The sequence below is a fragment of the Candidatus Margulisiibacteriota bacterium genome, from assembly GCA_041661965.1.
Taxonomy (GTDB): domain Bacteria; phylum Margulisbacteria; class WOR-1; order O2-12-FULL-45-9; family XYB2-FULL-48-7; genus XYB2-FULL-45-9.
On sequence record JBAZTH010000001.1, the window covers coordinates 422,410 to 447,047 of the forward strand.

Consider the following 24,638-nt stretch of genomic DNA (forward strand, 5'->3'; position numbering starts at 1 on the left):
TCGCTTAGTTTTTTGTTTAATTTCAGCGTTTTTGTTATAATTTCTCATGCCTGAATTTAAAGTCGTTTCCAACTTCGAGCCGCGCGGCGACCAGCCGAAAGCGATCGACCAGCTGACCAGTGGGCTCCTTGGCGGCGATAAGTTCCAGACCCTCCTCGGGATCACCGGTTCGGGTAAAACTTTTACCATGGCCAATGTGATCGAACGGGTCCAGCGGCCAACCCTGGTTATTTCTCCCAACAAGACCCTGGCCGCCCAGCTTTGCCAGGAATTCCGGAACTTTTTCCCGCAGAACGCGGTCGAGTACTTTGTCTCTTACTACGATTACTACCAGCCGGAAGCCTATATTCCGCACACCGATACTTATATTGAAAAGGATTCCTCGATCAACGAAGAGCTGGACCGTCTCCGGCACGAAGCGACGATGTCGCTTTTGACCCGCCGGGACGTTATTGTTGTCGCCTCGGTTTCCTGCATTTACGGCCTCGGTACCCCCAAGGATTATGAACGGGCGGTCATCACGATCAAAGTCGGCGACCAGTTCGACCGGGAAGCGTTGATGCAAAAGCTGATCTCGGTGAAGTACGAGCGGAACGATTTTGAGTTGAAGCGTGGCCGTTTCCGGGTCCGCGGCGATATTGTTGAGATTTTTCCGGCTTATGAAAAGAACCTCATTCGGGTCGAGCTTGACGGCGACCGGATTGCTAGGATCTCCGAACTGGAAGGGGTCTCCGGCCGTAAGGTCAATGAAAAGCCGGTCGCTTATATTTTTCCGGGGACCCATTACGTCACCTTTGAAGATCAGATCGAGACCGCCGTCCAGTCGATCAAACAGGAGCTGGAACAACAGCTCAAGGTTTTGAACAAAGCGAAAAAGATCGTCGAAGCCCAGCGGCTGGAAAAACGGACCAAATACGACATCGAAATGATCCGGGAGATGGGATACTGTTCCGGGATCGAGAATTATTCCCGCCACTTTGACGGGCGCAAACCTGGTGATTCGCCGTCGACCCTGCTCGATTATTTTCCGAAAGATTTTCTGATGTTCATCGATGAATCCCACATTACCATGTCCCAGCTCCGGGCGATGTACAACGGCGACCGGGCGCGCAAGACCAGCCTGATCGATTTTGGTTTCCGCTTGCCGTCGGCCTATGATAACCGGCCGCTTAATTTTGACGAGTTCCAAAAGCGGCTCAACCAGGTCGTCTTTGTTTCGGCGACCCCCGCCGATTACGAGCTGAAAAATTCCCAGCAGATCGTCGAACAGATCATCCGGCCGACCGGCCTGATCGATCCGGCGGTCGAGGTCAGAAAGTCCGAAGGCCAGGTCGACGACCTGATCGGCGAGATCAAGACCAGAGTGGCCAGAAAAGAGCGGGTCCTGGTCACGACCCTGACCAAACGGATGGCCGAAGATCTTACAGAGTTCATGAACGAAGCGGGGATCAAGGTTCGCTATCTCCACTCCGATGTTGAAACGCTTGACCGGATCGAGATCCTGCGCGGTCTGCGGCTCGGCGAGTTTGACGTCCTGATCGGGATCAATCTGCTGCGCGAAGGGCTGGACTTGCCGGAAGTATCGTTAGTGGCGATCCTCGACGCCGACAAAGAAGGGTTTCTCCGGGCGGCAACGTCGCTTATTCAGACGATCGGCCGGGCTTCCCGTAACGCGGGCGGGCTGGTCATCATGTACGCCGATAAAGTGACCGACTCGATGAAGCGGGCGATCGGCGAAACCGAGCGGCGCCGTCAGCTCCAGATCGAATATAATGAAAAGAACGGGATCACTCCCCAGACAATCGTGAAGGAGATCTCCGATATTTCCGACCGGATCAAAGAGAGCAAAGAAGAGGAGATCAGGAAACTTAAGGAATTCGTCCCGCCGGATGAAGTTCCGGCGCTGATCCGGGCGCTGGAAGAAGAAATGGAAGTGGCGGCGACCGCTCTCAACTTCGAACAGGCGGCCAAGCTCCGCGACAAGATCAAAGAGCTGAAGAAAGTGTTTGGGCTGACCGCTTAAGGCCGGACCTCGATCAGCCCGCCGATCGCTTCTTTAAATTCTTCAGCCGCTCTTTGCGGCGAGACCGGGACCAGAAAGACCCCTTTTAAGTCCAGCGCGCCGATCCTCTTTTGCGTGTCGTTGACCTTGCGCGGCAGGAAGCGGATGCCGTAACGCCAGCAGGAGCTCCGGTTGTCGTACTGGGCTGATTCGTCGACGATGTTGATGTTGTTGACCCCGATCTTAACAAAAGCTGGTTGCATGACCCCCATCGCTTTGATGAAGGACTCAAGCTCTTCCGGTTTCAGATAGAGCAAACTGTTCGCTCCCAGCCGTTTCGCCCTGATGATCATTTCGTAAGGGAACATCGGGGTCTCTTCGACGTAGGCGATGACGTTCTCATCTTCGAAAAGGATCAGCCCGCTTCGTTCCGCGTTGGTAAAGACCTCGGCCATCAGGTCGCGGCTGGAAACCCCGTCCCGCAGCAGCGCCAAACCCCTGACCTGATTGTAAGGGTTGTTCTCTTTCTGTCTCAACATGACCCGCCCTTCGGCGTCGACTTGGGCGATCCGTCTTTCGATGTTGCCGCTGACGGCGGCCGGGATCTCGACCATTTGAGTGTGGAAGTGGGGGATCGAGGCTCCCGCTTCAACTCCGAGATTAACGAAGCAAACCAAGCGGCTGTTTTCCTGATTGCGCTGAAAAAGCTCTTTGGCCGCTGTGTGCCAGATCCTAACCAGAATGTCATGGTGAAAAGGGGTCAGATCGGTAAAATCAACTAAATGATCTTTGGTAAAAGCCAGCAGGTGGGAAGGGCCGTAAAGCAATTTTTCCAGGCCGTATCCCAATCGGACTTCGATCTCTTCACTGAAAGCGAGCGGTTCCGCCGCCGCCTGACCGCCGGAGAAGCCGAAAGCGTTGGTCACGACCACGACTTCCTTGCCGTTGATCGTCATTGCATAGTGCGGATAGCCGAGGTTTTCGACATTGCAGGCAAAGCACGGTTCGCGGCTTGGTTTGCTCTCCTGCGGGAATTCGATCTCCGAGGTCCCCGAGCTCCAACCGCCGGGGACGACCAGGGTGGTGGTACCGGTATTTTTATCGAGCAGCCAGCGGAAAGGGACGGTCGTTTCGACATCCCCGGAGACCCGGGTCATTTTGTGGGTGTTATTGGCCTTATCGAAAGCAACGTTCAGGCTGATCGGTTGGCGCCCGGCCAGCCCGCCGTTTCTCCGGTTGGGGTGGCGGATGATCCCGGCGGCGGTGGAAAGTTGCGCGGCAATTGCCGCCGGTTCGAACGCGGTCGGCATTCCGGCGGCAAAACTTCTTAATTTGGCCGCGACTTCGACCGGATCGTCGACGATCGGGATCCTCATCAGTTCCATTGCCGCTTGCTGGGTTTCCCGCGGAATGATTTCGATGTGCATTCTCGCCTTGGGGTTAAGCTGGGCGTCATTGGGATTGATCATCGAGAAGTTGATCTCGACGTTGTTGATCGCCGGGTTGCCGGCCCCGTCGGTCAGTTTGCCGAGCATGGAGACGGCGCTCCAGATGGCGAAGCCGAGGGGCAAAATCTCGGCCCGATCAAGGCTCATCAGGTTGCAGGTCCCTTCCTGCAGGGCGCTGATCCGGAGGTGGTAGGGAGCGAGCGGCGAGAAGGGGGAGTGGATCAACCAGCCTCGGTTCGGATTATTGTTGCCGCCGATCTGGGCGATAAAAAGATCCCGTTCCTTGCCGCTTAAGATTTGATGGTGTTCTTCCCAAATTACGTCGCGTTGGAATAAATGCCAGTAACGGGCGGCGATGTCAAAACGGGTTTGATTGTAATAGATCGCGTCGTGCCAGAGCGCCCCCACGACCATGATCGGATGGACGATCGACGACCCGACCCCGCCGAGATGGATATAGGCGACCGGATCGCTCCCCGGAACTTTGGCGACCTGTTCGTTGAGGACCTGCTTGGCAAAGAGGAGCGGGAAAATAAATTCAGCCGGTTGAAGCTCCCGCAAGTCGGTCTTGTGGAGCGGCGAGAGCGGGATGTTGATCTGTTGCGGCAGATGCGGTTGTTCCGGCGCGTAGGCAAACAGCCGGATCCCGCCGGGGACCTGCCAGGTCCAGTAAGGCTGTTTTTCGCTGTTGCAGACCGGACATTCCCGGATCTCGGTCGCTTTCAAAGCGGAGGCCATGGGGCGCAGCCCTCGTTGCCGATTGACCAGACTGCTCGAGCCGTCCCAGGAAACGCGCGCCACGATCTCTTGTTCGCTGCCGATCCCCAACTTATGCAACGCGTCGCAGGCGACCTGCAAGTGACTGCTGGTTTGCTGGAATATCTGCAGCGCTTCCCTGACCTCGGTGTGGCGGGCGGGCCCGCGTTCCCACGGTTGGCCGGCCAGTCCGGCTTTGCGGAAGAATCTTAGTTTTGAAGACGGGGGCGGCATGCTCGGCATCTTTATCTGCTTCTTTCCAGCCCGAGAAAATCACGGGCAAAATCTACCAGGCCTGGTTTCAGTTCCATTTGTCGCAGAGTCCGCAGGGCGGCCGGGATATCGCCCGGCACCTTGAGATTGGCGATCCTTGGATTAATGACGTAATAAGCGCTGTCCAAATAGAGATTGGCGTCGCCGAAGGGGATCTCCGATTCGATCCTGACCACCGGTTCGTCCCCTTTAGGTTTAAAGGTCGGATGAAGATCGGAAAGCATTGGCGAATTGACGACCTGTCGGTCAAATTCGTTCGGATCGAAGATTGCTCCCCAGCCCCGATTAAGGACCGGGATCTCTTCCGGTTTAAGGCCGGTCCGGTTAGATTCAATGACCGCTTGCCGGTTCAGACGTTGTCGTTTGTCAAAAAGGTGGACGAAAACCCCGCCGGGTTGGGGGTTCTCCGTTTTTTGCCGGACGATCTGTTGAAAAAACAGCTGGCCGAATTCTCGGCCCTGTCTGGCGACCCGATTGATGAAACCGTAATCGAAGGGTTTTTCATATTGAGTCAGGTCCTCGACCGATTCGTACATTAACATGGTCAGTCCGCGCTGGAAGGCGCGGTAGTCTTCGGTTGTTAGTCGTTCTTCGCGGAAACCGCCCGGCGCTTCTTCTGCCACGACCCGGAACCACTGGTTTTCCAAGAGCGAATGGAAGGTGGTCAGCCCATGGTTTCCCTGGGTTGGATAGCGGGGATCGGCTTCCAGTTCGCCGTCAGCCGTTACCCCGTAGGTTGGATGCCGGGGTTGGAACATAAAAATAAAATTAGCCGGCTGGAAGCCGAAGAAGTTATTCTTGACCAAGTTTTCGACGATCTCTCCGCCGGCGTTTTGGCTAAGGACCATTTTGAACTTGATCGAAGCCAGAACGGCTTTGGCTTCGGCAACGTTTCTCCCTTGCGCCAGGCAATGGGAAAAAAGCTCGAAACTTTTATTGATGAAAGTCCTCTCGCCGATCGTCCAGTCAGCGAGGGAAGCAAAAGTCCGGAAGAGTCCCGCCTCTTGGTAAGCTTGCAGCAGATCGTTCGGGTTGGTCAGATATTTGGCTTTTTTGATCTTTAGCCGTTCCCCCTGGCCGCCATAGTGTTCCTGAAAACCGACCCGGCCGTCTAAAATTAAAGCGAGCCCTTTTTGCTGTTCGCTCCTGGCGAAAGCGGCCTTGCTGGGGCTTAAAGAACGTTTTTCAAAAACCGAGTCCCAGTTGTCGCGGGTCAAAAAGTTAAAGTCGGCTTGGCCCCAGAGCTTAAATGGTTTGGAAAAGCGGAGAAGGGGGGCTTGTTCGGCGGCCAAAGCTCTTTTTATTTCGCAGGGGGCCAGCCCTTGCGCTTTAAGCCGGAGGGCGGTCGCCTGTAAATTGGCGGCATAGTTTCCCAGGCGCTGGCCGGCCAACCCGTGCCTGGTGTAAAAAGCCTGCAAACTCCGGGCCATTGAGGCACGAAAATTTTCGATATTAGTAATGGCGGGCAAAATAATTCCTCTTTCCTTAAAGTGCTCAAATAGATGTCGCCGGCTTTCGCTTGAAATTTCAAGGGATTTTATGGTATAACGCCGACTGTTTTTTGCTTTCGGAATATGGTAAAATCAACTATTCCTGGAGGTGCTTCAATGGTTAATTTTGGTAATGTTTTAACGGCAATGGTTACCCCCTTCAAAGCCGACTTGTCGGTTGATTGGGCGGGAGCGGAAAAACTAGCGCAATATCTGGCGGCCAATGGGTCCGATGCGTTAGTGATCCACGGCACGACCGGTGAATCGCCGACCCTGACCCACGAAGAGGAATTTGAGCTTTACCGGGTGGTAAAAAAAGCGGTCGGCGGCAGGGTCAAAGTGGTCGCCGGTACCGGATCGAATTCAACCGCTACCACGATCCGCTCGTCCCAGGAAGCGGAGAAGATCGGGGTCGACGGCTTGTTGGTCGTCGTTCCTTATTACAACAAACCGTCGCAAGAGGGGATGTACCAGCACTTCAAGGCTGTCGCCCAAAAGACCAAGCTGCCGGTCATTATTTACAACATACCCGGACGCTGCGTCGTCAATATGCTGCCGGAAACTATCGCCCGCGTCGCCAAAGAGTGCCCGAACGTGATCGGTTTGAAAGATTCCGCGGCCAATGTTGAGCAGACGAAAAAAACCGCCGGGCTGGTCCCGCCCGGGTTCACGATCTGGTCGGGCGATGATTCGCTGGCCCTGCCGATGATGCAGGTGGGAGCGGTGGGGGTCATTTCGGTCGCCTCGCATATTGCCGGAAAAGAGATCGCCGCGATGGTGGCCGCGTTTCACGCGGGCGAGATCAAGAAAGCCGAAGCGATACATGAACGGTTGCTGCCGTTGTTTAATGTCCTCTTCATCGCGCCGAACCCGGCGCCGGTCAAATACGCGCTGGAGTTGATCGGCTACCCGGTCGGGAAACCCCGCCTGCCGCTCGTTGAACCGACCGACGGCGAGAAAGAGCAGATCAAGAAAGTGTTAAGGGATTTGGGGTTTGTTTAATGTAGCCCTCACCCCCTTTCCCCCTCTCCCAGAGGGCGAGGGGGTAGGAAAAGTTTACCCTCTCCCTCTGGGAGAGGGTCGTTAAGAAAATGTTAAAAGAGCGGTTGAGTCGGGTGAGGGTTATTTGCTCTCTCCTTTTTTTGTTTATACTCTTTTCACCAGCTTACTCTTTCTCCTTTGCCGTGTTCGGCGACAATCAGGGGAACGACGAGCTGTTGACCAAACTGATCGCCGGCTGGAACCGGGATAAAGAGCTCGACTTTGTCGTCAATCTTGGTGACTTTACCGTTTACGGAAAAAAGGCGGAGTACCAGGCGTTCCTGAAAAAGACCGCGCTCCTCAAGATTCCGATCCGCTACGTTCAGGGAAACCATGACGGGGTAGCCGGCGGCTGGCGGAATTTTGAAAAGCTCATCGGTCCGGCGTATTACGCTTTCGACCATGACGATTGCCGCTTTATTGTCCTGAACAATTCTTTCCGGGAAAGTTTCGATCGCGGACAGTTCAACTGGCTGAAAAGTCAGCTGGCTGCTGCTAAAGGAAAAAAAATCTTTGTCTTCATGCATAAACCGGTCTTCGATCCCTCCGAGATTTACAAGGACTACGTGATGTCGGGCCGGGCGGTGACCGAAGAGCTGACCGGCCTTTTCAGCAAATACAAGGTCCGTTATGTTTTTGCCGGGCATATTCACGGCTACGCGAAGTCGGAGCGCGACGGGGTCGTTTATATCGTCAGCGGCGGGGCCGGCGGACCGCTTCATTTGCCAAGGGAGCTTGGCGGATTCTACCATTATGTTAAAATAACCGTGAATGGGGACAGGGTGACCGATCAGGTGATCAGACCTTATGAGCAAACAGAGTAGCGCTATCATTCAAAGGAACCGCCTGGCTCTCGCTTATCTTGAGCTGGCGGATGATGAATTATTTTCCGCTTTGCCGGAAGAGGAAAAGCTGGCGACCATCAGAGAGGTCCTCAAAAGCGGGGACGAGATAGCCAAGCAGGTTATCGGCGAGTTTAAATCCCATGATCCCCGCAAGATTGCCGGTCTCCTTGGAATCAGGATCTTTGGCGATGAGAAAAAAGGTCTGATTCGGAGCGAGTACCGCCGGGCGACCAAAGAGATCGCCATCTCCCGCCTCTTCCACGACAAGCTCCGCCGCCAGGTCCATGTTCCCGAACTGTCGGAACGCCTCCTCAAGATCGTCGTTTCTCATGAGCTCTTTCATTATTTTGAATTGGAACGCTTCGGCGAAGTCTACAAGAAGTTCCGTTTCAAATCCTGGGAAGTTGGCCCCTTTGCTTCCCACAAACAGATCAAGGGGTTGAGTGAAGTCGCCGCCCAGGCCTTTACCCAGACCCTCCTCGGGATCGAATTGACCCCAGAAGTCTTTGACTACATGCTGATGGCCTCTTTCCTGGCGAAAAAGAGCTGATAGCGCTTTTATTCTAGGATCGGAAACCAGCGGCAATATCGCCGCGGTTTCCTCGTAATAAAACTCATGGAAAACCAATTGTTAGAAGAATATATAAAAGATTTGGATACAGTTAAGGAGAAGATCAAACCTTTTCTGAATATTGTTGACTCTATTGATCCCGATTACCTTTTTTTAGTCGACGATGCCCACTTAGAAAGCATTAGTAATCCAGCATATCATTTTCCTGTTTACTACCTTTTTTTATTACGTACAAGCATCATGTATTTGGGGCTAATAGATAGCGTATTGTTTGAAATAAAGAAGGATATCTCTGAATATAAGGAAGTTATTGGACGACTTAAATCACGGAAAAAGCAGGAGTCAATGGGAGCTATATTTGAGCTGTATGTTATAGGAAGAATGAAAAATACATATTTAGATCAATGTGAGTTTTTTCCAAAAACAAAAGCTGGTCGGCCAGATTGTGCAATAAAAGCTGGAAAAGATCAATTGTTTATTGAAGTGTCCACGATGGGCCAAACAAACACTGATAATACAAATCAAGATGATGATATTAGGCAGGGAGGCGGGGTGCACAGCAGGGATCCTTATCACGATAAGATAAGGATTGAAAGTAAAGTTCTTGAAAAACTTGAACAGCTGGAATCGGATAAACACAATATGTTATTTATTTGCTTGTCGGATATATTCCCATTGGGCCGCCCGATAGAATGGGCATTAAACAACCTACGTGACAGTGGCGATTTGAATAAAGTGAGCCATGTATTTATATTTAAATTTAATGGGGTTGAATTTGGGCTAGATAGATGTTTTGACGGTAGAGGGGTACCTATTGGTCAAAATGATATCGATAAGATTAAGTCATTATTTGAAATTCCGAATTAATTGAGGGTCTGACTTTGGAGTGGGAGAATGGAGTTAGTGTTACCAGGAAGCCGCGACGATATTGTCGCAGGCTTCCTGGTGGCTTTATTCAGGCCTCTTTCCTGGCGAAAAAGAGCTGATTCTGCTATAATTTCAGGGAAAATGCCAGCCGATTTACATATACATACGAACCAGTCAGACGGCACATTTTCTCCAGAAGAAACGGTAAAATTGGCGGCCCAGGGCGGGCTAAAGACCATTTCTTTAACCGATCACGATAACGTTGATGGGATTGAAAAGGCGGTTCAGGTTGGGGCGGAGGCGGGGATCGAGGTCATTCCCGGTATTGAGTTGACGACTGAAACAGCTCATGCCGAAGTGCATATCCTTGGTTACTATCTCGACCATCGAGCGCCGCGTTTGCTTGAAGTTCTGGAGAAAATTCAAAAGAGCCGGGTTGAGCGGATCCATGGGATCGTCGCCAAACTTCAGGCTCTCGGCGTCGCGATCGAGGCTGACGAGGTCTTCGCTCTCTCCGGAGAAAAGTCTCCCGGTCGGCCGCACGTCGCCCGGGTCTTGATCAAAAAAGGGGTCGTCGGTAATTTCAGGGAAGCATTTAAACGATTCCTTGATTTCCGGGCGCCGGCCTACCTGCCGCATTTTAAACTGGCGCCGGGCGAAGCGATCAAGCTGATCAGATCGGTCGGCGGGATCGCGGTTTTTGCCCATCCGGCCATTTCCAACGCGGACGAGCTGATCCCGGGAATGATCGCCGACGGTTTGCGCGGGATCGAGGCCTATTACATCAGCCATTACGCCGACCAGGTCGATTATTACGTGAAGCTGGCCCGCAAAGAGGGGCTTCTAATGACTGGCGGCTCTGATTTTCACGGTGAAGATTCGGGACGCGAGTCGAAACTGGGGGATTTTTCCATCCCCGACGAACTGGTGGATAAATTAAGAGATGAACACTTACGCGGAAATTAATTTAGAGGCGATTAAGAAGAACATCGCGGAGATAAAAAAGACCGTTACTCCGGGGGTGAAGTTCATGGCGGTCGTTAAAGCGAACGCCTACGGTCACGGCGCGGTGGCGGTCGCCCGGGCGGCCGGGGAAGCCGGCGCCGATTATCTTGGTGTTGCCAATTTAAAAGAGGCGCTGGAGCTCCGCGAAGCGGGGATCCTCTCGCCGGTCCTGATCCTGACCGAATCGCCGACCTCGGTCGCCGACGAGATCATCCAGCATAACCTGACCCAGACGATCTATTCGTTTGCCGAAGCGCGGGCGTTATCCGAAGAGGCGCAGAAGCGAAAGCGCCAGGTCAGGGTCCACGTTAAGATCGATACCGGGATGGGGCGGGTCGGGGTCGTGCCGTCGGAAGCGATGGCTTTTATCGCCAAGGTTACTTCTCTCCCCGGATTGGGGATCGAAGGGCTCTTCACCCATTTTGCCAAAGCGGAAGAGCCGGAGGACACTTTTACTCAGGAGCAGTTTAGCAAATTCAAACAGATTGCCGACCGTTTGCCAAATATTCCCCTAAAGCATTCGGCCAATTCGGCCGCCGCGCTTTTTCACAAAGTGACCCACCTCGACCTGGTCCGGATCGGTTTGATGATGTACGGGCTCTATCCGCTGGGAAATTCCCGGCGGCTCATCACTTTGGAACCGGCCCTGGCTTTTAAGACCAGGGTTGTTCACTTGAAAAAAGTCCCGGCGGGAACGCCGCTTTCTTATGGGTCGACCTACGTGACCGAAACAGAATCGTCGATCGCGACCATTCCGGTCGGTTACGCCGACGGCTACAGTCGCCGGCTTTCCAACCGGGGACAGGTCCTGATCCGGGGAAAACGTTTCCCGATCGTCGGCAAAGTGAGTATGGACATGGCGCTGGTCAATGTCGGCGGCGCCAACGTTGAACTGGGGGATGAAGTGGTCCTGATCGGCCAGCAGGGGGGGCAGGGGATTTCTGCCGATGAGATTGCCAACCTTGAAGAAACTATTTCATATGAAGTCGTTTGCAGCATCGGCAAACGGGTCCCGAGGGTCTACAAATGAGTTACGTATCGCTCTACCGAAAATGGCGTTCGCAGAATTTCGCGGAGATCGTCGGCCAGCCGGTCATCGTTCAGACGTTAAAGAACGCGATCCTGGGGAACCGGATCTCCCACGCCTATCTTTTTACCGGGCCGCGCGGCACGGGGAAGACCTCGACCGCCCGGATCCTGGCTAAATCGCTCAACTGCAAGGAAGGGCCGACCCCGTCCCCCTGCGGCAAATGCGAGAGCTGCGACAAGATCAAGAACGGCCATTCAGTCGACGTGATCGAGATCGACGCCGCCAGCAATCGCGGCATCGACGAGATCCGCGAGCTGCGCGAGCGGGTCCGCTTCACGCCGCTGGAAGGGCGCTACAAAGTTTACATTATCGACGAAGTCCACATGCTGACCTCGGAAGCGTTCAACGCCCTGCTCAAGACCCTGGAAGAGCCGCCGTCGCACGCGATTTTCATTCTGGCGACGACCGAGATCCAGAAAGTTCCGGCGACGATCGCTTCCCGCTGCCAGCGGCTTGATTTCAGCCGGATCAAACTCGCCGAGATCACCGAACATTTGCAAGAGATCGCTAAGACCGAAGGTTATCACGCCGAGCCGAAAGCGCTCGCCCTAATTGCCCGCTCCGCCGAAGGGGGGATGCGGGACGCGATCTCGCTCCTTGACCAGGCGATCTCCTTTTCCGGGAAAGAGATCTCTTACGATAACGTTGTGACCCTCCTTGGGACCGCCGACGAAGAGCTTTTGTTCGGTTTTGCCGAAGCGATTGCCGAAGGGAATGATTCGAAAGTCCTGGAACTGATCAAAGCGGGGGTGGAAGAGGGGCGGTCGATGGCCCAGGTTGCCCGGGATTTCGTGATGCATTTCCGCAATCTTCTCCATCTCAAGGTCGGCTCCGGCGAAGCGCTGGAACTGACCAGCGATTATTTGCAGCGGCTCAAAGATCAGGCGACCAAGTTCAGCCTGACCCGGATCAAAGAAGCGATTCGGGCCCTTTCCCGGGCGGAACTTGACATGAAATGGCATCCCCATGGTCGGCTGGTCCTGGAAGTGGCGATTATTGAACTGATGCAACAGCCAGTCCCGGCCGCGATCGCGGCGGAGAAACCGGTTGCTGCTCCCAGGCCAACGGTTGCGGCCATCCCGCAAAAAACGGATACCCATCGGCCTATGGCTGCCGCCATGCCGGCCGTGCCGGTTGCCTCGCCGGAACCAGCCAAACCTGTGCCGCCGCCAGTAGTGCTTACAAAGAACGGGGCGGCGATCGACCGGATCAAACACCATTGGGCCGATATTCTGGAGAGCATGAAGCAAAAGAGCCTCTCCGGCTATGTTTCCCTTTCTGAAGCCGAGCCGATCGAGATCAGCTCCGGTAAGCTGGTGATCGGTTTCCGCAAAGGTTTTTCTTTCCATAAGGAAAGGATGGACGACGCCAAGAACCGGGAGTCGCTGATGGAAGCGGTCCGGGAATACAGCGGCGAGAAACTGCCGCTCGAACTGATCATTTCGGAAGTGGCTCAGGCCAACGCCGCGATCACCGCTTCCAGCGTCGCCGAATTTTTCGGCGGGCGGGTCGTGTCATAGTAATTGAAAGGAGAATGGCCATGAAAAAATATAATGTTTGCGTGTTAGGGGCGACCGGGATGGTCGGGAAAGAGATGATGAAGGTCCTGGAGGAGCGGAATTTCCCGATCAATAAATTTTTGCCGCTCGCGTCCGGCCGGACCGCTGGGAGCAAAGTGACCTTCCAGGGTAAAGAATATACCGTTGAAGAAGCCAAGCCGGAGTCGTTTGAGGGGATCGAGCTCGGCCTCTTTTCCGCCGGCGGCAATGTCTCCGCCGCGCTGGCTCCGGAAGCGGCCAAGCGTAAATGCGTTGTGATCGACAATACTTCCCATTTCCGGATGGACCCGGATGTCCCCTTGGTTGTCCCCGAAGTTAATGGTTACGCCTTGAAAAAACACAAAGGGATTGTCGCCAACCCGAACTGCTCGACCGCCCAGATGGTCCTGGCGCTTAAGCCGATCTACGACGCGGTCGGGATCGAGCGGATCGTCGTCTCGACTTACCAGTCGGTTTCCGGTTGGGGGAAAGAGGCGGTCGAGGAGCTGATGACCCAGAGCAAAGCACTGCTTGCCGATCCGAACGCCGAAGTCGAAGTTAAATGCATCTTCAAGCGGATCGCTTTCAACGTCGTGCCGCAAATCGACCAGTTTACTGATAACGGCTACACCAAAGAAGAATTAAAGATGGTCAACGAGACCAAGAAGATCTTTGAAGACGATTCGATCCGGGTGACCGCGACCACCGTCCGGGTCCCGGTCGTGATCGGACACTCCGAGTCGGTCAACATTACCACTAAGAAAAAGATCTCCGCGGCCGAGGCCAGGAAGCTGATGGGCGGCTTTGCCGACGTTAAGATCATGGACGATCCGGCGAAAGGGCTCTATCCGACCGTTCTCGACTGCGTTGGCAAGAATGAGACCCTGGTCGGCCGGGTCCGCGAGGATATTTCCCAGGAACGGGGTCTCGAAATGTGGATCGTGGCTGACAATCTGCGGCGCGGGGCGGCCCTGAATGCCGTGCTGATCGCGGAACGGATGATCAAGGACGGCTTGCTTTAATAAAGCGGGGGGAACGTGATCGATAAGCAGCAGCAAATTGAATATTTCGAGAACCTGCTGGCCCAGCACGGCCCCAATTACAAGGCGCTCGACTGGAATTCGCCGGAGAGCCAGCGTCTCCGCTTTCGGATTTTTAACGAGATCTTGGTCTATGGCCGGAAATCGACCGGGGTTTCTCTTCTTGACTTGGGGTGCGGCCTGGGGGATCTCTACGGTTTCCTGAAGAGCGAGAAACTTCTCCAAAAACACCGTCTGCAATATACCGGTTATGATATTGCCCCCAAATTGATCGAAGCGGCCCAACAACGCTTTCCGGAAGCCGATTTTGAGGTCAAAGATCTATTAGAAGCAAAATACCTGCCGCGCTTTGATTACATTATGGCTTGCGGGATCTTTAACATCAGGACCGGCTCCGAAGAAGAACACCTTGATTTTATCCGTGAGATGATTTACCGTATGTATGAGCTGGCCGGATTCGGCGTGGCCCTTAATTTTTTGAGCCAGGGGTCGTTGCCGATCGCCGATCTGCCGGGGCTTAATTCGACCCGGTATTACTATTTCGATCCGGAGCGGATCTTAAACTTCGTCCGGTATGCCTGCAATAAGTATATTGTCAGGCATGATTATCACGAGGGGGACTTTACGGTCTTTTTATTGAAATGAAAAAAAATAACGGCAACCTGCAAATAAACCCGCTGACCAGATTGATCTTCCCGGGGTTGCTCATCCTTTTGATCATAACGATCGGCACTTGGGGCTATGTCCGATTGGAGGGCTGGGGGATTGCCGACGCGGTTTACATGGTGATCATTACCCTGTCGACCGTTGGTTTTCGCGAAGTCCATGAGCTGAATTTGGCCGGCCGGGTCCTTACCATTGGAGTAATTGTTTTTGGGATCGGGACCGTCGCTTACACTGTCGGCCAGATCATCGAAATTATTGTTGAAGGAGAGATTGGCGGGTATCGAAGGAGGAAAAAGATGGAGAAAAAGATCGTGAGCCTAAAAAATCATTTTGTCATTTGCGGGTACGGCCGGGTCGGCCACCAAATCGCCAGGGAATTTGCCGCCAACAAAATCCCCTATGTGTTGATCGACAACAAAGAAGAAACGACCCGGGAGTTGGAAGGGACGAAGATCCCTTTTTTGGTCGGCAATATGACGACCGATCAGATTCTGCTTGACGCCGGGATCAAAAATGCCAAAGGGTTGGTCGCGGCGGCCGACTCCGATACCGACAACGTGTTTGTCACCCTTTCCGCCAGGGTCTTGAACCCAAAATTGTTCATTATCGCCCGGACCGGAACGGTCGAAGCGGAAGAAAAGCTAAAAAAGGCGGGAGCGGATCGGGTGATCTCCCCGTATTTAATTGCCGGCAAGCAAATGGCGGCGCTGGCGACCAAGGTCGCGCTCGGCGCGGCGGATTAATTAAGTGTTGAAAAACGAAGAGCGCTTTCGAACGGAAACGGTCGAGGCTCTGGCCAAAGAGCTGGCCTTAGCCGCCCGGACCGCCCCCAAAGCCAAGGGGATCGACCTGCTGGAGATCCTGGTCTTGACCGGCGAGGATATAGTGAAGCTGTCTGAAGCGATGAAAAAGATCGGCGAACGGGAAGCCCTGCCGGGCTTCTTGCGCGATTCGGAAAACATTAAAAAAGCGCAGGCAATGCTTTTGATCGGGACGAAAAAGAAAACGATCGGCTTAAAATATTGTTCCTTTTGCGGTTTCAAGAACTGTCAGGCGGCGGAGCAGGCGGGAGCGATTTGCGCTTATAACACCAACGATCTTGGGGTTGCCGTCGGTTCAGCGGTTGCGGTGGCGGCAAACCATCGGCTCGACAATCGGATCATGTATTCAGTCGGTAAAACGGCGGTTGAAACCGGACTGCTGGGGAGCGAAGTCGTTGTCGCTTTGGGCATTCCGCTTTCAGTCTCCGGCAAGAATCCTTTCTTTGATCGGTAAGAGGAGCAAAACTTTATGATAGGCGATATTCAGGCGATTTTTGAACGCGACCCGGCGGCGACCAATATATTTGAGGTTTTGCTTTACCAGGGATTATGGGCGATCTGGATCCACCGTTTCGCGCATTTGCTTTATCGCTGGCGTATTCCGATCCTCCCCCGGCTGATCTCCCAGATCATGCGTTTCCTGACGATGATCGAGATCCATCCCGGAGCGCAGATCGGTAAAAAGGTCTTTATCGACCATGGTTGCGGCGTGGTGATCGGCGAAACGACTGTCATCGGTGACAACGTTACCATTTATCAGGGGGTGACCCTTGGCGGGACCGGTAAAGGGAAGGGGAAACGCCACCCGACGATCGGTGATAATGTGGTGATCGGAGCGGAAGCGATTGTTCTGGGGAATATAACCGTTGGCGAATTTGCCCGGGTTGGCGCCGCCGCAGTCGTGACCAAGCCGGTGCCGTCGCATTCAACTGTTGTTGGTAATCCCGCCCGGATCGTCATGCAGAAGGGGCAGCGGATCGAGCCCCTGGCTCATAATGAACTTCCCGATCCGGTTGCTAAAGCGCTGGATGAGATCAATCAGCGGCTGGAAAGACTGGAAAGGCAGAAATGAAAAATGGAAAATGACTTAATGAAAAATGAAGAAAAGAATCATTTTAATGATTGCCAAACAATCATTTTTAATTTTGCATTAGGCCATTTCTCATTGAGTTTTTGATCATATGTCAATATTTTTATCTAATACCGCTTCACGCCGCAAAGAAGAGCTGGTTCCGCTCGCGCCTCCGGAGATCAAAATGTACGTCTGCGGCATTACCCCATACGACGAGTCTCACCTCGGGCATGCCCGGGCTTACGTGACTTTTGATGTCATCAAGCGTTACCTGGCCCATGCCGGCTACAAAGTTAAACATGTTCAGAACATCACTGATATCGACGACAAGATTATTCAGAAGGCGATAAAGGAACCAGGGGCCGCCGATGTTAAACAACGATGCCAAGAGATTACCGAAAAATATACCGCTTCGTTCCTTGAGGTCATGGACCGGTTGAATGTCTTGCGGGCTGATATGTACCCCAAGGCGACCGAGCATATCCCGGAAATGATCGAGTGGATCAAGGGATTGCAGGCTAAAGGGGCGGCTTATGAAATAGCTGACGGTGTTTATTTTTCGGTGGAAACTTTTCCCGGTTACGGTAAACTTTCGGGCCGGAAACTGGACGAGATGCAGGCCGGGGCCCGCGTCGATATCGATAACCGGAAAAAGAACCCTTTTGATTTCGTCTTGTGGAAAAAGGCCAAAGCGGGGGAGCCCTCCTGGCCGAGTCCCTGGGGCGAAGGGCGCCCCGGCTGGCATATTGAATGTTCGGTCATGTCGACCAAGTATTTGGGCGAGCAATTCGATATCCACGGCGGCGGGCTCGACCTGGAATTCCCGCACCATGAGAATGAGCTTGCCCAGACCGAAGCTCTCACCGGTAAACAGTGGGTCAAATACTGGCTTCATAACGGCTTTGTGACGGTCAATAAAGAGAAGATGAGCAAGTCTCTGGGAAATTTCTTTTCGCTCAAGGACGTTTTTACCAAGTTTGATCCGCTGGTCGTCCGCTTCTTCCTTCTTTTGACCCATTACCGGAGCCCGATCAACTACAGCGATTCCGAGATGCGGAGCGCGGGGGAAGCTTACGGGCGGGTCCGGCAGTTCCTTTCCGACCTCGATTTTATTTTAAGTAAAACGCCCGGTCAGGCGCCGGAGGTTGAACTGCTCGATCTAAAGGAAGAGCTCCGGCCGTACCTTTTGAAGTTTGAAGCGGCGATGAGCGATGATTTCAATACGGCGAGCGCGATCGCCGCTTTATTTGAAATGATCAAATACTGCCGCAAGAGCCTGGATGAAGGGGAAGACGAAAAAGAGTGCCTGGAGTATATGCGGGAAACGGTGATCGGTTATTTCGGCATTTTAGGGATAACCTTTGATGCCGCCGCTGGCGAGGCTTCAGGGTCGGTCGAGCGCTTGATCGCCGAGCGGGAAGCGGCCCGTAAAAGTAAGGATTTTAAACGATCCGATGAGATCCGCGACCAGTTGAAAGCCCAAGGGATCGTCCTGGAAGATACCGCCTACGGGACCAAGTGGAGCCGCCCTTAGAACGCCATGGAAATTTCGACCCTGATCTCATTTTTGACCAGCGCCTCGCTTTTTGCTTCGCAAATCTTCATTTCCCTGATGGTCAAGGAGTGGGGCGGGAGCAATTTCTTGATTGGCTTGACCGTGAGCGCTTATTTTGCCGCTTTTTTCGTTTCTTCGTATGTTTTCGGCAAACTGGCCGATCGGTTTGGTCCGGTCTTTTTTCTCCGGTTGGGCCTTTTTCTTTCGACCGTTTTTTTCGCCCTGCAAATGCTGGCCCATGGGCCGCTCTCGCTGCTGGCGGTCAGGGTGGGGGCGGGGTTGTCGGCCGGGATGTTCCCGGCCGCGCTGACCGTTTACGCTTTTACCGATCGGGGAAAGATCGGTAAATTTAAAGCTTACGGCGCGCTTGGCTGGGCGTTGGGGGCGATGCTGGCCGGTCTTTTGTCGCGCAATAACTCGATTTTCGCGATCAGCGCCCTGCTTTTCGGCGCGGCTTTTCTTTTTTCACTCCGCTTGCCGGTCTTGCCGGGGGTAAAGCGGCCGTCGCGCGATCCTTTTTCCTGGGCCCTGTTCCGGCGAAACTGGCGGGTCCTTTTGCCCTATTTTCTCCGGTCGGTCAGCGCCCAAAACTTGTGGGTCATTTTTCCTCTTTACCTGATGCACCTGGGCGGGGACCGCTTCTGGATCGGGGTGGCTTATTTGGTCAACACCCTTTCTCAATTTGTGATGATGCAGTATGACGAGCGATACAAAAGCCTGGACCTTTTCCGGCGGGGGATCCTTTACACTTTGATCACTTTTATTCTCTACGCGTTGCTCCCGAATTTTTGGCTGGTCTTGCCGTTGCAGGTCATTATCGCCTATTCTTTTTCCGCTTTTGAGGTCGGAGCGAACCAGGCTTTACTCGACCAGAACGCGGAAAAAGCGAGCATTATCGGGATCCTGACCGCCTTGATCAATTTGGCGGCGGTGATCGGGCCTTTGTTGTCCGGGGTTTTTCTCCACTTCTGGGGTTTTCCCGGGGTAATGGGGTTTTCGATCGTCGTTTCTTTTCTGGCTTTGCTTAGTGTCAGGAAAGTGATAAAATAAAATCATGCTCGATCCAAAAATACTGCGCGCTGAACCGGAAAAAGTTAAAGTCGGCCTGAAAAATCGGGGGGCCGACCTCTCTTTGCTCGACCAATTTACGGCGGTTGACGATAGATGGCGGAAACTGACCGTCCGGATCGAGGAGAAAAAAGCCCGGCGCAACGCCGACTCCGAAAAGATCGGCGAGCTCAAGCGAAAAAAGGAAGATGCTTCCGCGTTAATGGCGGAAATGAAGGCCTTAGCCGAAGAAATTAAGTCGCTCGAGGGAGAACAAAAGGGGTTCGAAGAAGAACTCTCCGTTATTAGCCTGAATATCCCGAATTTGCCGAACCTGTCGGTCCCGGTTGGCCGCTCGAGCGAAGACAACAAAGCGCTCCGTTCCTGGGGCGAGAAACCAGCCTTTGCTTTTAAACCAAAAGCCCATGATGAGCTTGGAACAAACCTTAAGATCCTCGACTTCGAGCGGGCGGCCAAGATCGCCCGGTCCCGCTTTGTCGTTTATCGCGGGCTCGGGGCGGCGCTCGAGCGGGCGATCATCAGCCTGATGCTCGACACGCACATTAAGGAAAACGGTTACACCGAAGTTTTAACTCCGCTTTTGGTCAACGAAGCCAGTTTACGCGGGACCGGCCAGCTCCCCAAATTTGCCGACGACCTTTTCCGCTGCCGCGAGGACGATCTTTATCTGATCCCGACCGCCGAAGTTCCGGTCACCAATCTCCATCGCGACGAAATCCTGAACGCGGCCGACCTGCCGCTCAAATATGTCGCTTACACTCCTTGTTTTCGCCGGGAAGCCGGCTCTTACGGCAAGGATGTCAAAGGGATCATCCGCCAGCACCAGTTCAATAAAGTTGAATTGGTTAAATTTACGACGCCGCAATCGTCCCCCGCCGAGCACGAACAATTGACGGCCGATGCCGAAAAAATCCTGCAAAAGTTAAATCTGGCGTATCGGGTGGTCGAACTTTGCACTGGAGACCTGGGATTTGCTTCGGCCAAAACTTACGATCTCGAAGTCTGGTTTCCTTCGGAAAATCAGTACCGGGAGATCTCTTCCTGCTCCAATTTTGAAGGTTTTCAGGCTCGCCGGGCGGCGATCCGCTACCGGCCGGAAAAAGAGGCCAAACCGGAATTCGTTCACACCCTCAACGGCTCCGGATTGGCGGTTGGCCGGACCTTTGCCGCGCTCCTGGAAAACTACCAGCAGGCCGACGGGTCCATTATTATCCCCGAAGCGCTCCAGCCGTATTTAGGCGGTCTAAGCAAGATTTCCCCGGTTTAATACGATATATTAGTATGGTTGAAAGCGTTTCGAGAATTTCTAGTATACCGTTTAAAGGAAAGCCGGCGGCCGGCGCGCCGGACTTTTTGGACGCCTTAAAGCAAACTTTTGCCAAAGAAACCGGCAAACTTGTCGGCACAAAACTTCCCGGCGATAACGGGGTTATTTTCTCGCCGAACCCCCAAAATCTTCTTTCTTTTAATTCGGCCGATATTTCCGAATTTGCTTGACTTTCTCAATAAAAATAGTAGACTTCAAGCGTTATGAAAAACCTGATCGATTCCGCTTGTGATTTTATCTATATTGTTGACCGGAACGGTAAAATTATTTACGTCAATGAATACGGGGCAAAGTATTTGAACTCCACCCCGGAGCAGATCATTGGTAAAGCTCTTAGCGATATTTTTCCGCCGCCGATCGCCGAGGGGCAAAAGAAAAATATCCAGATTGTTTTCGACTCCAACAAGCCGTTGAATTTCGAACGTAAATTCCCTTTCTATAACAAGGAGGCGTGGCTTGACAGCCGTTTGGTTCCGCTGGCCGATGAAATGGGGAAGGTTACTTCGGTCCTCGGTATCTCCCGCGATATTTCCGAGCGAAAAACACTGGAAGAAAAAAATAACGATGAAATCCAAGATCTTCACTTTTTTCAGGAGCTTGCGGTCGGCCGGGAGCTGAAAATGGCGGAGTTGGAAAATAAAATTAAAGAGATGGGGACCTTGCTGGCGCAGTTAAACGCCGGGTTGGTTGATTGCCAAAGGAAGCTGGAGGGAGCGGAGAAAAAGTTTCAGACCCTGTTCAATGCCGCCCCGGTAGCGATCGGCATTGCCGACAGGACGGGAAACGTTTTTGCCGTTAATCGCGCCATGGAGGAGTTGACCGGCTATAATCTGGAGGAATATCAAAAGATCAAAGTCGAGGATACGTACGTCGATCCCGGAGATCGGGCCCGCTTACTGCAAACCCTCGAATCGGCCTCAAGCGCCCATGACTTTGAAGTTAAGCTCAAACGTAAAGATGGAGCTGTTTATTGGTGTCTGGTGAACGTTGATTTGATCGAGCTGGACGGTCAGGTTGTTCTGCTTACGACCGCCCGGGATATCACCGAATTGAAACAGATCAAAACGGCGCTGCAAAAGCTGGCGGAAAAGACCTAAAGAGCGAGGAAGTTTTCCAGCAATTTCTTCCCGTAATCGGTCAGGATCGACTCCGGATGGAATTGGACCCCCTCGACGCTGAACTTTTTGTGGCGCAATCCCATGATCTCGCCTTCTTTGGTCCAGGCCGAAATTTCTAAAACAGCCGGCAGACTTTTCTTTTCAACGATCAGGGAGTGGTAGCGGGTCGCCTGAAAAGGGTTGGGCAGGCCTTTGAAGATCGTTTTGCCGTCGTGATAGATGGCGGAGGTCTTGCCGTGCATGATCCGACCGGCGCGGACGACCCGGCCGCCGAAAACCTCGCCGATCGCCTGGTGGCCGAGACAAACGCCGAGGATCGGGACCGATCCGGCGAAAGTCCTGATCACTTCGCGGCTGATCCCGGCTTCTTTGGGTGATTTTGGTCCCGGGGAGATCAGGATCCGGTCGGGCCGGAGCTTCTTTATTTCGGGGATCGTGATCTCGTCGTTCCGGTAGACGGCCGGTTTTTCTCCCATTTCGCCGAGGTACTGCACGAGATTATAAGTGAACGAATCGTAATTATCCACTACGAGAATCATGTTATAATTATAACACGATGAAAGCTAAAATCATTACTTACCTCGACCGGGAGAACTGGAACAACTTCGTCGCTTATTCCGCTCACAACTCGATCCTCCAATCGTACGAATGGGGAGAGCTCAAGGCCAAGTTCGGTTGGCAGCCGATCCGGGTGGCGCTGGAAGATAACGGCAAGATCGTGGCCGGGGTCTCCATTCTTAAACGGGAAATCCCTCTCATCAAGCATTCACTCTTTTACGCGCCGCGCGGGCCGATCATCGATTACGGTAACCGGGATTTGCTCCATGCCCTGCTCGATGTCCTGGAAGAACAATCCGACCGCCACCACGCGATCTCGCTGAAGATCGATCCCGATCTAGAAGAGAACGACTTGCTGGCGATCGACAATCTCCGCTCGCTCGGTTTTGATAAAGCGCTCAAACAGATCCAGCCCCGGGCGACCTTTCTTCTGAACATCGAGCCGGAACTTGACGACCTGATGGGGAGTTTCGCCGAAAAAACCCGCTACAACATCCGCCTGGCCGAAAAAAAAGGGGTTTACGTCAAAGAGGACAACAGTGAAAAGGGGATCGAAATGTTTTACGCCCTTTACGCCGAGACTGCCAAGCGGGACAAATTTTTGATCCATCCGCTGTCGTATTACCGGAAGATCAGAGAGATAATTTTCCGGGCCGGCCTGGGGAGCTGTTTTATCGCTTTTTACGAGGGAAAACCGGTCTCCGCGGTCATTACTTTTAATTTCGGCAGCCGCCTTTGGTATATGTACGGCGCTTCCTCGTCTGAATACCGGAACGTTATGCCCAACCACATCCTCCACTGGAAGATCATCAAATGGGCGAAAGCGCGCGGCCTCAAAGAGTATGACCTTTGGGGGATCCCGGTCAAGCCGGAAGAGGGACACCCGCTCTTCGGCGTCTATCGCTTCAAAAAGGGGTTCAACGGCGAATTGAAAAAATATATTGGCGCTTACGATTTTCCTTACAGCCCCCTCTTTTTCCACGCTTTCGAACACGGCGTGGTCTGGTGGCAGAATCTCCGCAGTCTGATGACCAAAGGGAAGTTTTCCGATTCCCTGGGTGAATAGATGAACGGCATTACCTATGATTCCCGTCAAGTTAAACCAGGCTACATTTTCGTTGCTATTCCCGGCTTAAAACATGACGGGGCGGAATTTATTCCGCAAGCGATTAAAGCGGGGGCGACCCTGATCGTCGCGGAAAAAGAGGTCCGGGTCCCGGCTGGCGTTGAATTAAAAATTGTTCCTTCCGCCCGGCGGGCTCTAGCCGAAATGTCGGCCGAATTCTACGGCCACCCTTCGAAGAAATTAAAATTGATCGGCATTACCGGGACCAAGGGGAAGACGACGACCTCTTTTCTGGTCCAGTCGATCCTCAACACCGCCGGATTTAAGGCCGGCTTGATCGGCACGGTCAACTTTCCGATGACGACCCCGGAATCTTCCGACCTGCAGGCGGAACTTGCCCGCCAGGTAAAAGAAGGCTATACCCACTGCGTCCTGGAGGTTTCTTCCCATGCCCTGGCCCAGGATCGGGTCCACGGCTGTTATTTTGCCGTGGCGATCTTCACCAATTTAAGCCACGACCATCTTGATTACCACAAGACGACCGCGGAATACCTGGCGGCCAAAAGAAAACTTTTCGAGATGCTCGACCACGACGCGATCGCGATCATCAATATTGACGATAAAGCGAGTACCGCCCTGATCGGCGCCGTGAAAGGGGAGGTTTTCTCTTACGGGCTGGAAGAAGCCCGGCATGAACTGCGCAATACCAAATTCAACGACGCCGATGCCGCCGTCGTGGCGGTCGAGATCCGGGAGAACGAAATGGCGGTCGTGATCAATGGGGTCGAAGTTAGGACCCCGCTGATCGGGATTCACAACGCTTACAATCTGACCGCCGCTTTCCAGTGCGGGCTGGCGCTCGGACTGCGCCAGGCGGTGATCAAAGAGGGGATCGAAAAGGTGAAGGTCATTCCCGGCCGCCAGGAAAAGATCGTCAGCCAGCCGTTTACGGTGATCGTTGATTTTGCCCATTCGCCGGATAGTCTGCAAAAACTGCTGGAAACCTATAAACAAGTTGCTCAAGGCCGGGTGATCGCGGTCTTTGGCTGTCCAGGCGATCGCGACCGGGCCAAACGTCCGATCATGGGGGAGATTGCCGCTCGCTTGGCCGACGAAGTGATCGTTACCACCGACGATCCTTATAGCGAAAAACCTGAAAGCATCATTGATGAAATTGTATCAGGTTTTTCGAATGACAAATGTCAAATGACAAATGTCAAATGTTGGGAGAAGATTGTTGACAGAAAAACAGCGATTGAAAAAGCTTTAAAAATGGCGAAAAAGGGCGATACAGTTCTGATCGCCGGGCGTGGCCACGAAAAGTTCCAGGATTTTAACGGCAAAAAGATTCCGTTTGACGACAAAGAAGTGGTTAAAGAGTTGATGAAAAGTATTAGGCTTATTTAACCGCGCAATTAATT

The 24,638-nt window shown here is 53.2% G+C and carries 23 protein-coding genes; 20 read left to right on the forward strand and 3 right to left on the reverse strand.

What is annotated here, in order from left to right; genetic code table 11:
• The first annotated feature begins 46 nt into the window (after positions 1-46).
• On the forward strand, positions 47-2,023 hold the full coding sequence (gene uvrB, locus WC772_01800) for an excinuclease ABC subunit UvrB (GenBank protein MFA6169490.1): 1,977 nt from the start codon (positions 47-49) through the stop codon (positions 2,021-2,023).
• Here the strand turns inward: uvrB and WC772_01805 are convergent.
• On the reverse strand, positions 2,020-4,440 hold the full coding sequence (locus WC772_01805; protein MFA6169491.1) for a hypothetical protein: 2,421 nt from the start codon (positions 4,438-4,440) through the stop codon (positions 2,020-2,022). The two genes, uvrB and WC772_01805, sit on opposite strands and share 4 nt — an antisense overlap.
• Before the next feature lie 11 nt (positions 4,441-4,451).
• Positions 4,452-5,909 (reverse strand): hypothetical protein, encoded by a 1,458-nt coding sequence (locus WC772_01810; protein MFA6169492.1) that lies wholly within the window; start codon positions 5,907-5,909, stop codon positions 4,452-4,454.
• A gap of 177 nt (positions 5,910-6,086) precedes the next feature.
• On the opposite strand from WC772_01810, the gene dapA reads away from it, so the two are divergent.
• The 17 genes from dapA to WC772_01895 all read left to right on the forward strand — a co-directional run bounded on the left by dapA (position 6,087) and on the right by WC772_01895 (position 21,572).
• Entirely contained in the window at positions 6,087-6,971 is an 885-nt protein-coding gene (gene dapA / locus WC772_01815) for a 4-hydroxy-tetrahydrodipicolinate synthase (GenBank protein MFA6169493.1), read from the forward strand.
• Positions 6,972-7,060: 89 nt separating this feature from the next.
• Positions 7,061-7,834, forward strand: coding sequence for a metallophosphoesterase (locus tag WC772_01820; protein MFA6169494.1), 774 nt, complete (start codon positions 7,061-7,063; stop codon positions 7,832-7,834).
• Positions 7,818-8,405, forward strand: a complete 588-nt coding sequence (locus tag WC772_01825; protein ID MFA6169495.1) for a hypothetical protein — start codon at positions 7,818-7,820, stop codon at positions 8,403-8,405. The genes WC772_01820 and WC772_01825 overlap by 17 nt, the downstream gene beginning before the upstream one ends.
• A gap of 66 nt (positions 8,406-8,471) precedes the next feature.
• Positions 8,472-9,293, forward strand: coding sequence for a hypothetical protein (locus WC772_01830; GenBank protein MFA6169496.1), 822 nt, complete (start codon positions 8,472-8,474; stop codon positions 9,291-9,293).
• A gap of 141 nt (positions 9,294-9,434) precedes the next feature.
• Positions 9,435-10,259, forward strand: coding sequence for a PHP domain-containing protein (locus WC772_01835; protein ID MFA6169497.1), 825 nt, complete (start codon positions 9,435-9,437; stop codon positions 10,257-10,259).
• On the forward strand, positions 10,237-11,328 hold the full coding sequence (gene alr, locus WC772_01840) for an alanine racemase (GenBank protein MFA6169498.1): 1,092 nt from the start codon (positions 10,237-10,239) through the stop codon (positions 11,326-11,328). Before WC772_01835 ends, alr begins: the two co-directional genes overlap by 23 nt.
• Positions 11,325-12,908, forward strand: a complete 1,584-nt coding sequence (gene dnaX, locus WC772_01845) for a DNA polymerase III subunit gamma/tau (protein MFA6169499.1) — start codon at positions 11,325-11,327, stop codon at positions 12,906-12,908. Before alr ends, dnaX begins: the two co-directional genes overlap by 4 nt.
• A gap of 20 nt (positions 12,909-12,928) precedes the next feature.
• Positions 12,929-13,948: an aspartate-semialdehyde dehydrogenase gene (locus WC772_01850; GenBank protein ID MFA6169500.1), complete on the forward strand. Its 1,020-nt coding sequence runs from the start codon at positions 12,929-12,931 to the stop codon at positions 13,946-13,948.
• Positions 13,949-13,963: 15 nt separating this feature from the next.
• Positions 13,964-14,611, forward strand: coding sequence for a class I SAM-dependent methyltransferase (locus tag WC772_01855; GenBank protein ID MFA6169501.1), 648 nt, complete (start codon positions 13,964-13,966; stop codon positions 14,609-14,611).
• Positions 14,608-15,375, forward strand: coding sequence for a potassium channel family protein (locus WC772_01860; protein ID MFA6169502.1), 768 nt, complete (start codon positions 14,608-14,610; stop codon positions 15,373-15,375). The genes WC772_01855 and WC772_01860 overlap by 4 nt, the downstream gene beginning before the upstream one ends.
• 4 nt (positions 15,376-15,379) lie before the next feature.
• A complete protein-coding gene (locus WC772_01865; protein MFA6169503.1) occupies positions 15,380-15,907 on the forward strand; it encodes a DUF2148 domain-containing protein in 528 nt (175 codons plus the stop codon).
• A gap of 15 nt (positions 15,908-15,922) precedes the next feature.
• On the forward strand, positions 15,923-16,525 hold the full coding sequence (gene cysE, locus WC772_01870) for a serine O-acetyltransferase (GenBank protein MFA6169504.1): 603 nt from the start codon (positions 15,923-15,925) through the stop codon (positions 16,523-16,525).
• Positions 16,526-16,634: 109 nt separating this feature from the next.
• Positions 16,635-18,059: a cysteine--tRNA ligase gene (gene cysS / locus WC772_01875; GenBank protein MFA6169505.1), complete on the forward strand. Its 1,425-nt coding sequence runs from the start codon at positions 16,635-16,637 to the stop codon at positions 18,057-18,059.
• Positions 18,060-18,065: 6 nt separating this feature from the next.
• Entirely contained in the window at positions 18,066-19,130 is a 1,065-nt protein-coding gene (locus WC772_01880; protein ID MFA6169506.1) for an MFS transporter, read from the forward strand.
• Positions 19,131-19,134: 4 nt separating this feature from the next.
• Entirely contained in the window at positions 19,135-20,415 is a 1,281-nt protein-coding gene (gene serS / locus WC772_01885) for a serine--tRNA ligase (GenBank protein ID MFA6169507.1), read from the forward strand.
• 14 nt (positions 20,416-20,429) lie between these two features.
• Positions 20,430-20,645 (forward strand): hypothetical protein, encoded by a 216-nt coding sequence (locus tag WC772_01890; protein MFA6169508.1) that lies wholly within the window; start codon positions 20,430-20,432, stop codon positions 20,643-20,645.
• A gap of 33 nt (positions 20,646-20,678) precedes the next feature.
• Positions 20,679-21,572 (forward strand): PAS domain S-box protein, encoded by an 894-nt coding sequence (locus WC772_01895; protein MFA6169509.1) that lies wholly within the window; start codon positions 20,679-20,681, stop codon positions 21,570-21,572.
• On the opposite strand, the gene WC772_01900 is transcribed toward WC772_01895, so the two are convergent.
• Positions 21,569-22,132, reverse strand: a complete 564-nt coding sequence (locus WC772_01900; GenBank protein ID MFA6169510.1) for an aminodeoxychorismate/anthranilate synthase component II — start codon at positions 22,130-22,132, stop codon at positions 21,569-21,571. The two genes, WC772_01895 and WC772_01900, sit on opposite strands and share 4 nt — an antisense overlap.
• 17 nt (positions 22,133-22,149) lie before the next feature.
• Between WC772_01900 and WC772_01905 the strand changes: the two genes are divergently transcribed.
• Both WC772_01905 and WC772_01910 read left to right on the forward strand, forming a co-directional pair.
• On the forward strand, positions 22,150-23,217 hold the full coding sequence (locus WC772_01905) for a peptidoglycan bridge formation glycyltransferase FemA/FemB family protein (protein ID MFA6169511.1): 1,068 nt from the start codon (positions 22,150-22,152) through the stop codon (positions 23,215-23,217).
• On the forward strand, positions 23,218-24,624 hold the full coding sequence (locus WC772_01910; protein MFA6169512.1) for a UDP-N-acetylmuramoyl-L-alanyl-D-glutamate--2,6-diaminopimelate ligase: 1,407 nt from the start codon (positions 23,218-23,220) through the stop codon (positions 24,622-24,624).
• The last annotated feature ends 14 nt before the right edge of the window (positions 24,625-24,638 follow it).

Coding starts and splice junctions, on each gene's coding strand:
- WC772_01910 (MFA6169512.1), top strand. CDS start 23,218: ATGAACGGCATTACCTATGATTCCCGTCAAGTTAAACCAGGCTACATT.
- WC772_01895 (MFA6169509.1), top strand. CDS start 20,679: ATGAAAAACCTGATCGATTCCGCTTGTGATTTTATCTATATTGTTGAC.
- serS (MFA6169507.1), top strand. CDS start 19,135: ATGCTCGATCCAAAAATACTGCGCGCTGAACCGGAAAAAGTTAAAGTC.
- cysE (MFA6169504.1), top strand. CDS start 15,923: ATGATAGGCGATATTCAGGCGATTTTTGAACGCGACCCGGCGGCGACC.
- cysS (MFA6169505.1), top strand. CDS start 16,635: ATGTCAATATTTTTATCTAATACCGCTTCACGCCGCAAAGAAGAGCTG.
- dapA (MFA6169493.1), top strand. CDS start 6,087: ATGGTTAATTTTGGTAATGTTTTAACGGCAATGGTTACCCCCTTCAAA.
- WC772_01830 (MFA6169496.1), top strand. CDS start 8,472: ATGGAAAACCAATTGTTAGAAGAATATATAAAAGATTTGGATACAGTT.
- WC772_01890 (MFA6169508.1), top strand. CDS start 20,430: ATGGTTGAAAGCGTTTCGAGAATTTCTAGTATACCGTTTAAAGGAAAG.
- WC772_01905 (MFA6169511.1), top strand. CDS start 22,150: ATGAAAGCTAAAATCATTACTTACCTCGACCGGGAGAACTGGAACAAC.
- WC772_01835 (MFA6169497.1), top strand. CDS start 9,435: ATGCCAGCCGATTTACATATACATACGAACCAGTCAGACGGCACATTT.
- WC772_01860 (MFA6169502.1), top strand. CDS start 14,608: ATGAAAAAAAATAACGGCAACCTGCAAATAAACCCGCTGACCAGATTG.
- uvrB (MFA6169490.1), top strand. CDS start 47: ATGCCTGAATTTAAAGTCGTTTCCAACTTCGAGCCGCGCGGCGACCAG.
- WC772_01880 (MFA6169506.1), top strand. CDS start 18,066: ATGGAAATTTCGACCCTGATCTCATTTTTGACCAGCGCCTCGCTTTTT.
- WC772_01825 (MFA6169495.1), top strand. CDS start 7,818: ATGAGCAAACAGAGTAGCGCTATCATTCAAAGGAACCGCCTGGCTCTC.
- WC772_01810 (MFA6169492.1), bottom strand. CDS start 5,909: ATGGCCCGGAGTTTGCAGGCTTTTTACACCAGGCACGGGTTGGCCGGC.
- WC772_01850 (MFA6169500.1), top strand. CDS start 12,929: ATGAAAAAATATAATGTTTGCGTGTTAGGGGCGACCGGGATGGTCGGG.
- alr (MFA6169498.1), top strand. CDS start 10,237: ATGAACACTTACGCGGAAATTAATTTAGAGGCGATTAAGAAGAACATC.
- WC772_01900 (MFA6169510.1), bottom strand. CDS start 22,132: ATGATTCTCGTAGTGGATAATTACGATTCGTTCACTTATAATCTCGTG.
- WC772_01820 (MFA6169494.1), top strand. CDS start 7,061: ATGTTAAAAGAGCGGTTGAGTCGGGTGAGGGTTATTTGCTCTCTCCTT.
- dnaX (MFA6169499.1), top strand. CDS start 11,325: ATGAGTTACGTATCGCTCTACCGAAAATGGCGTTCGCAGAATTTCGCG.
- WC772_01805 (MFA6169491.1), bottom strand. CDS start 4,440: ATGCCGCCCCCGTCTTCAAAACTAAGATTCTTCCGCAAAGCCGGACTG.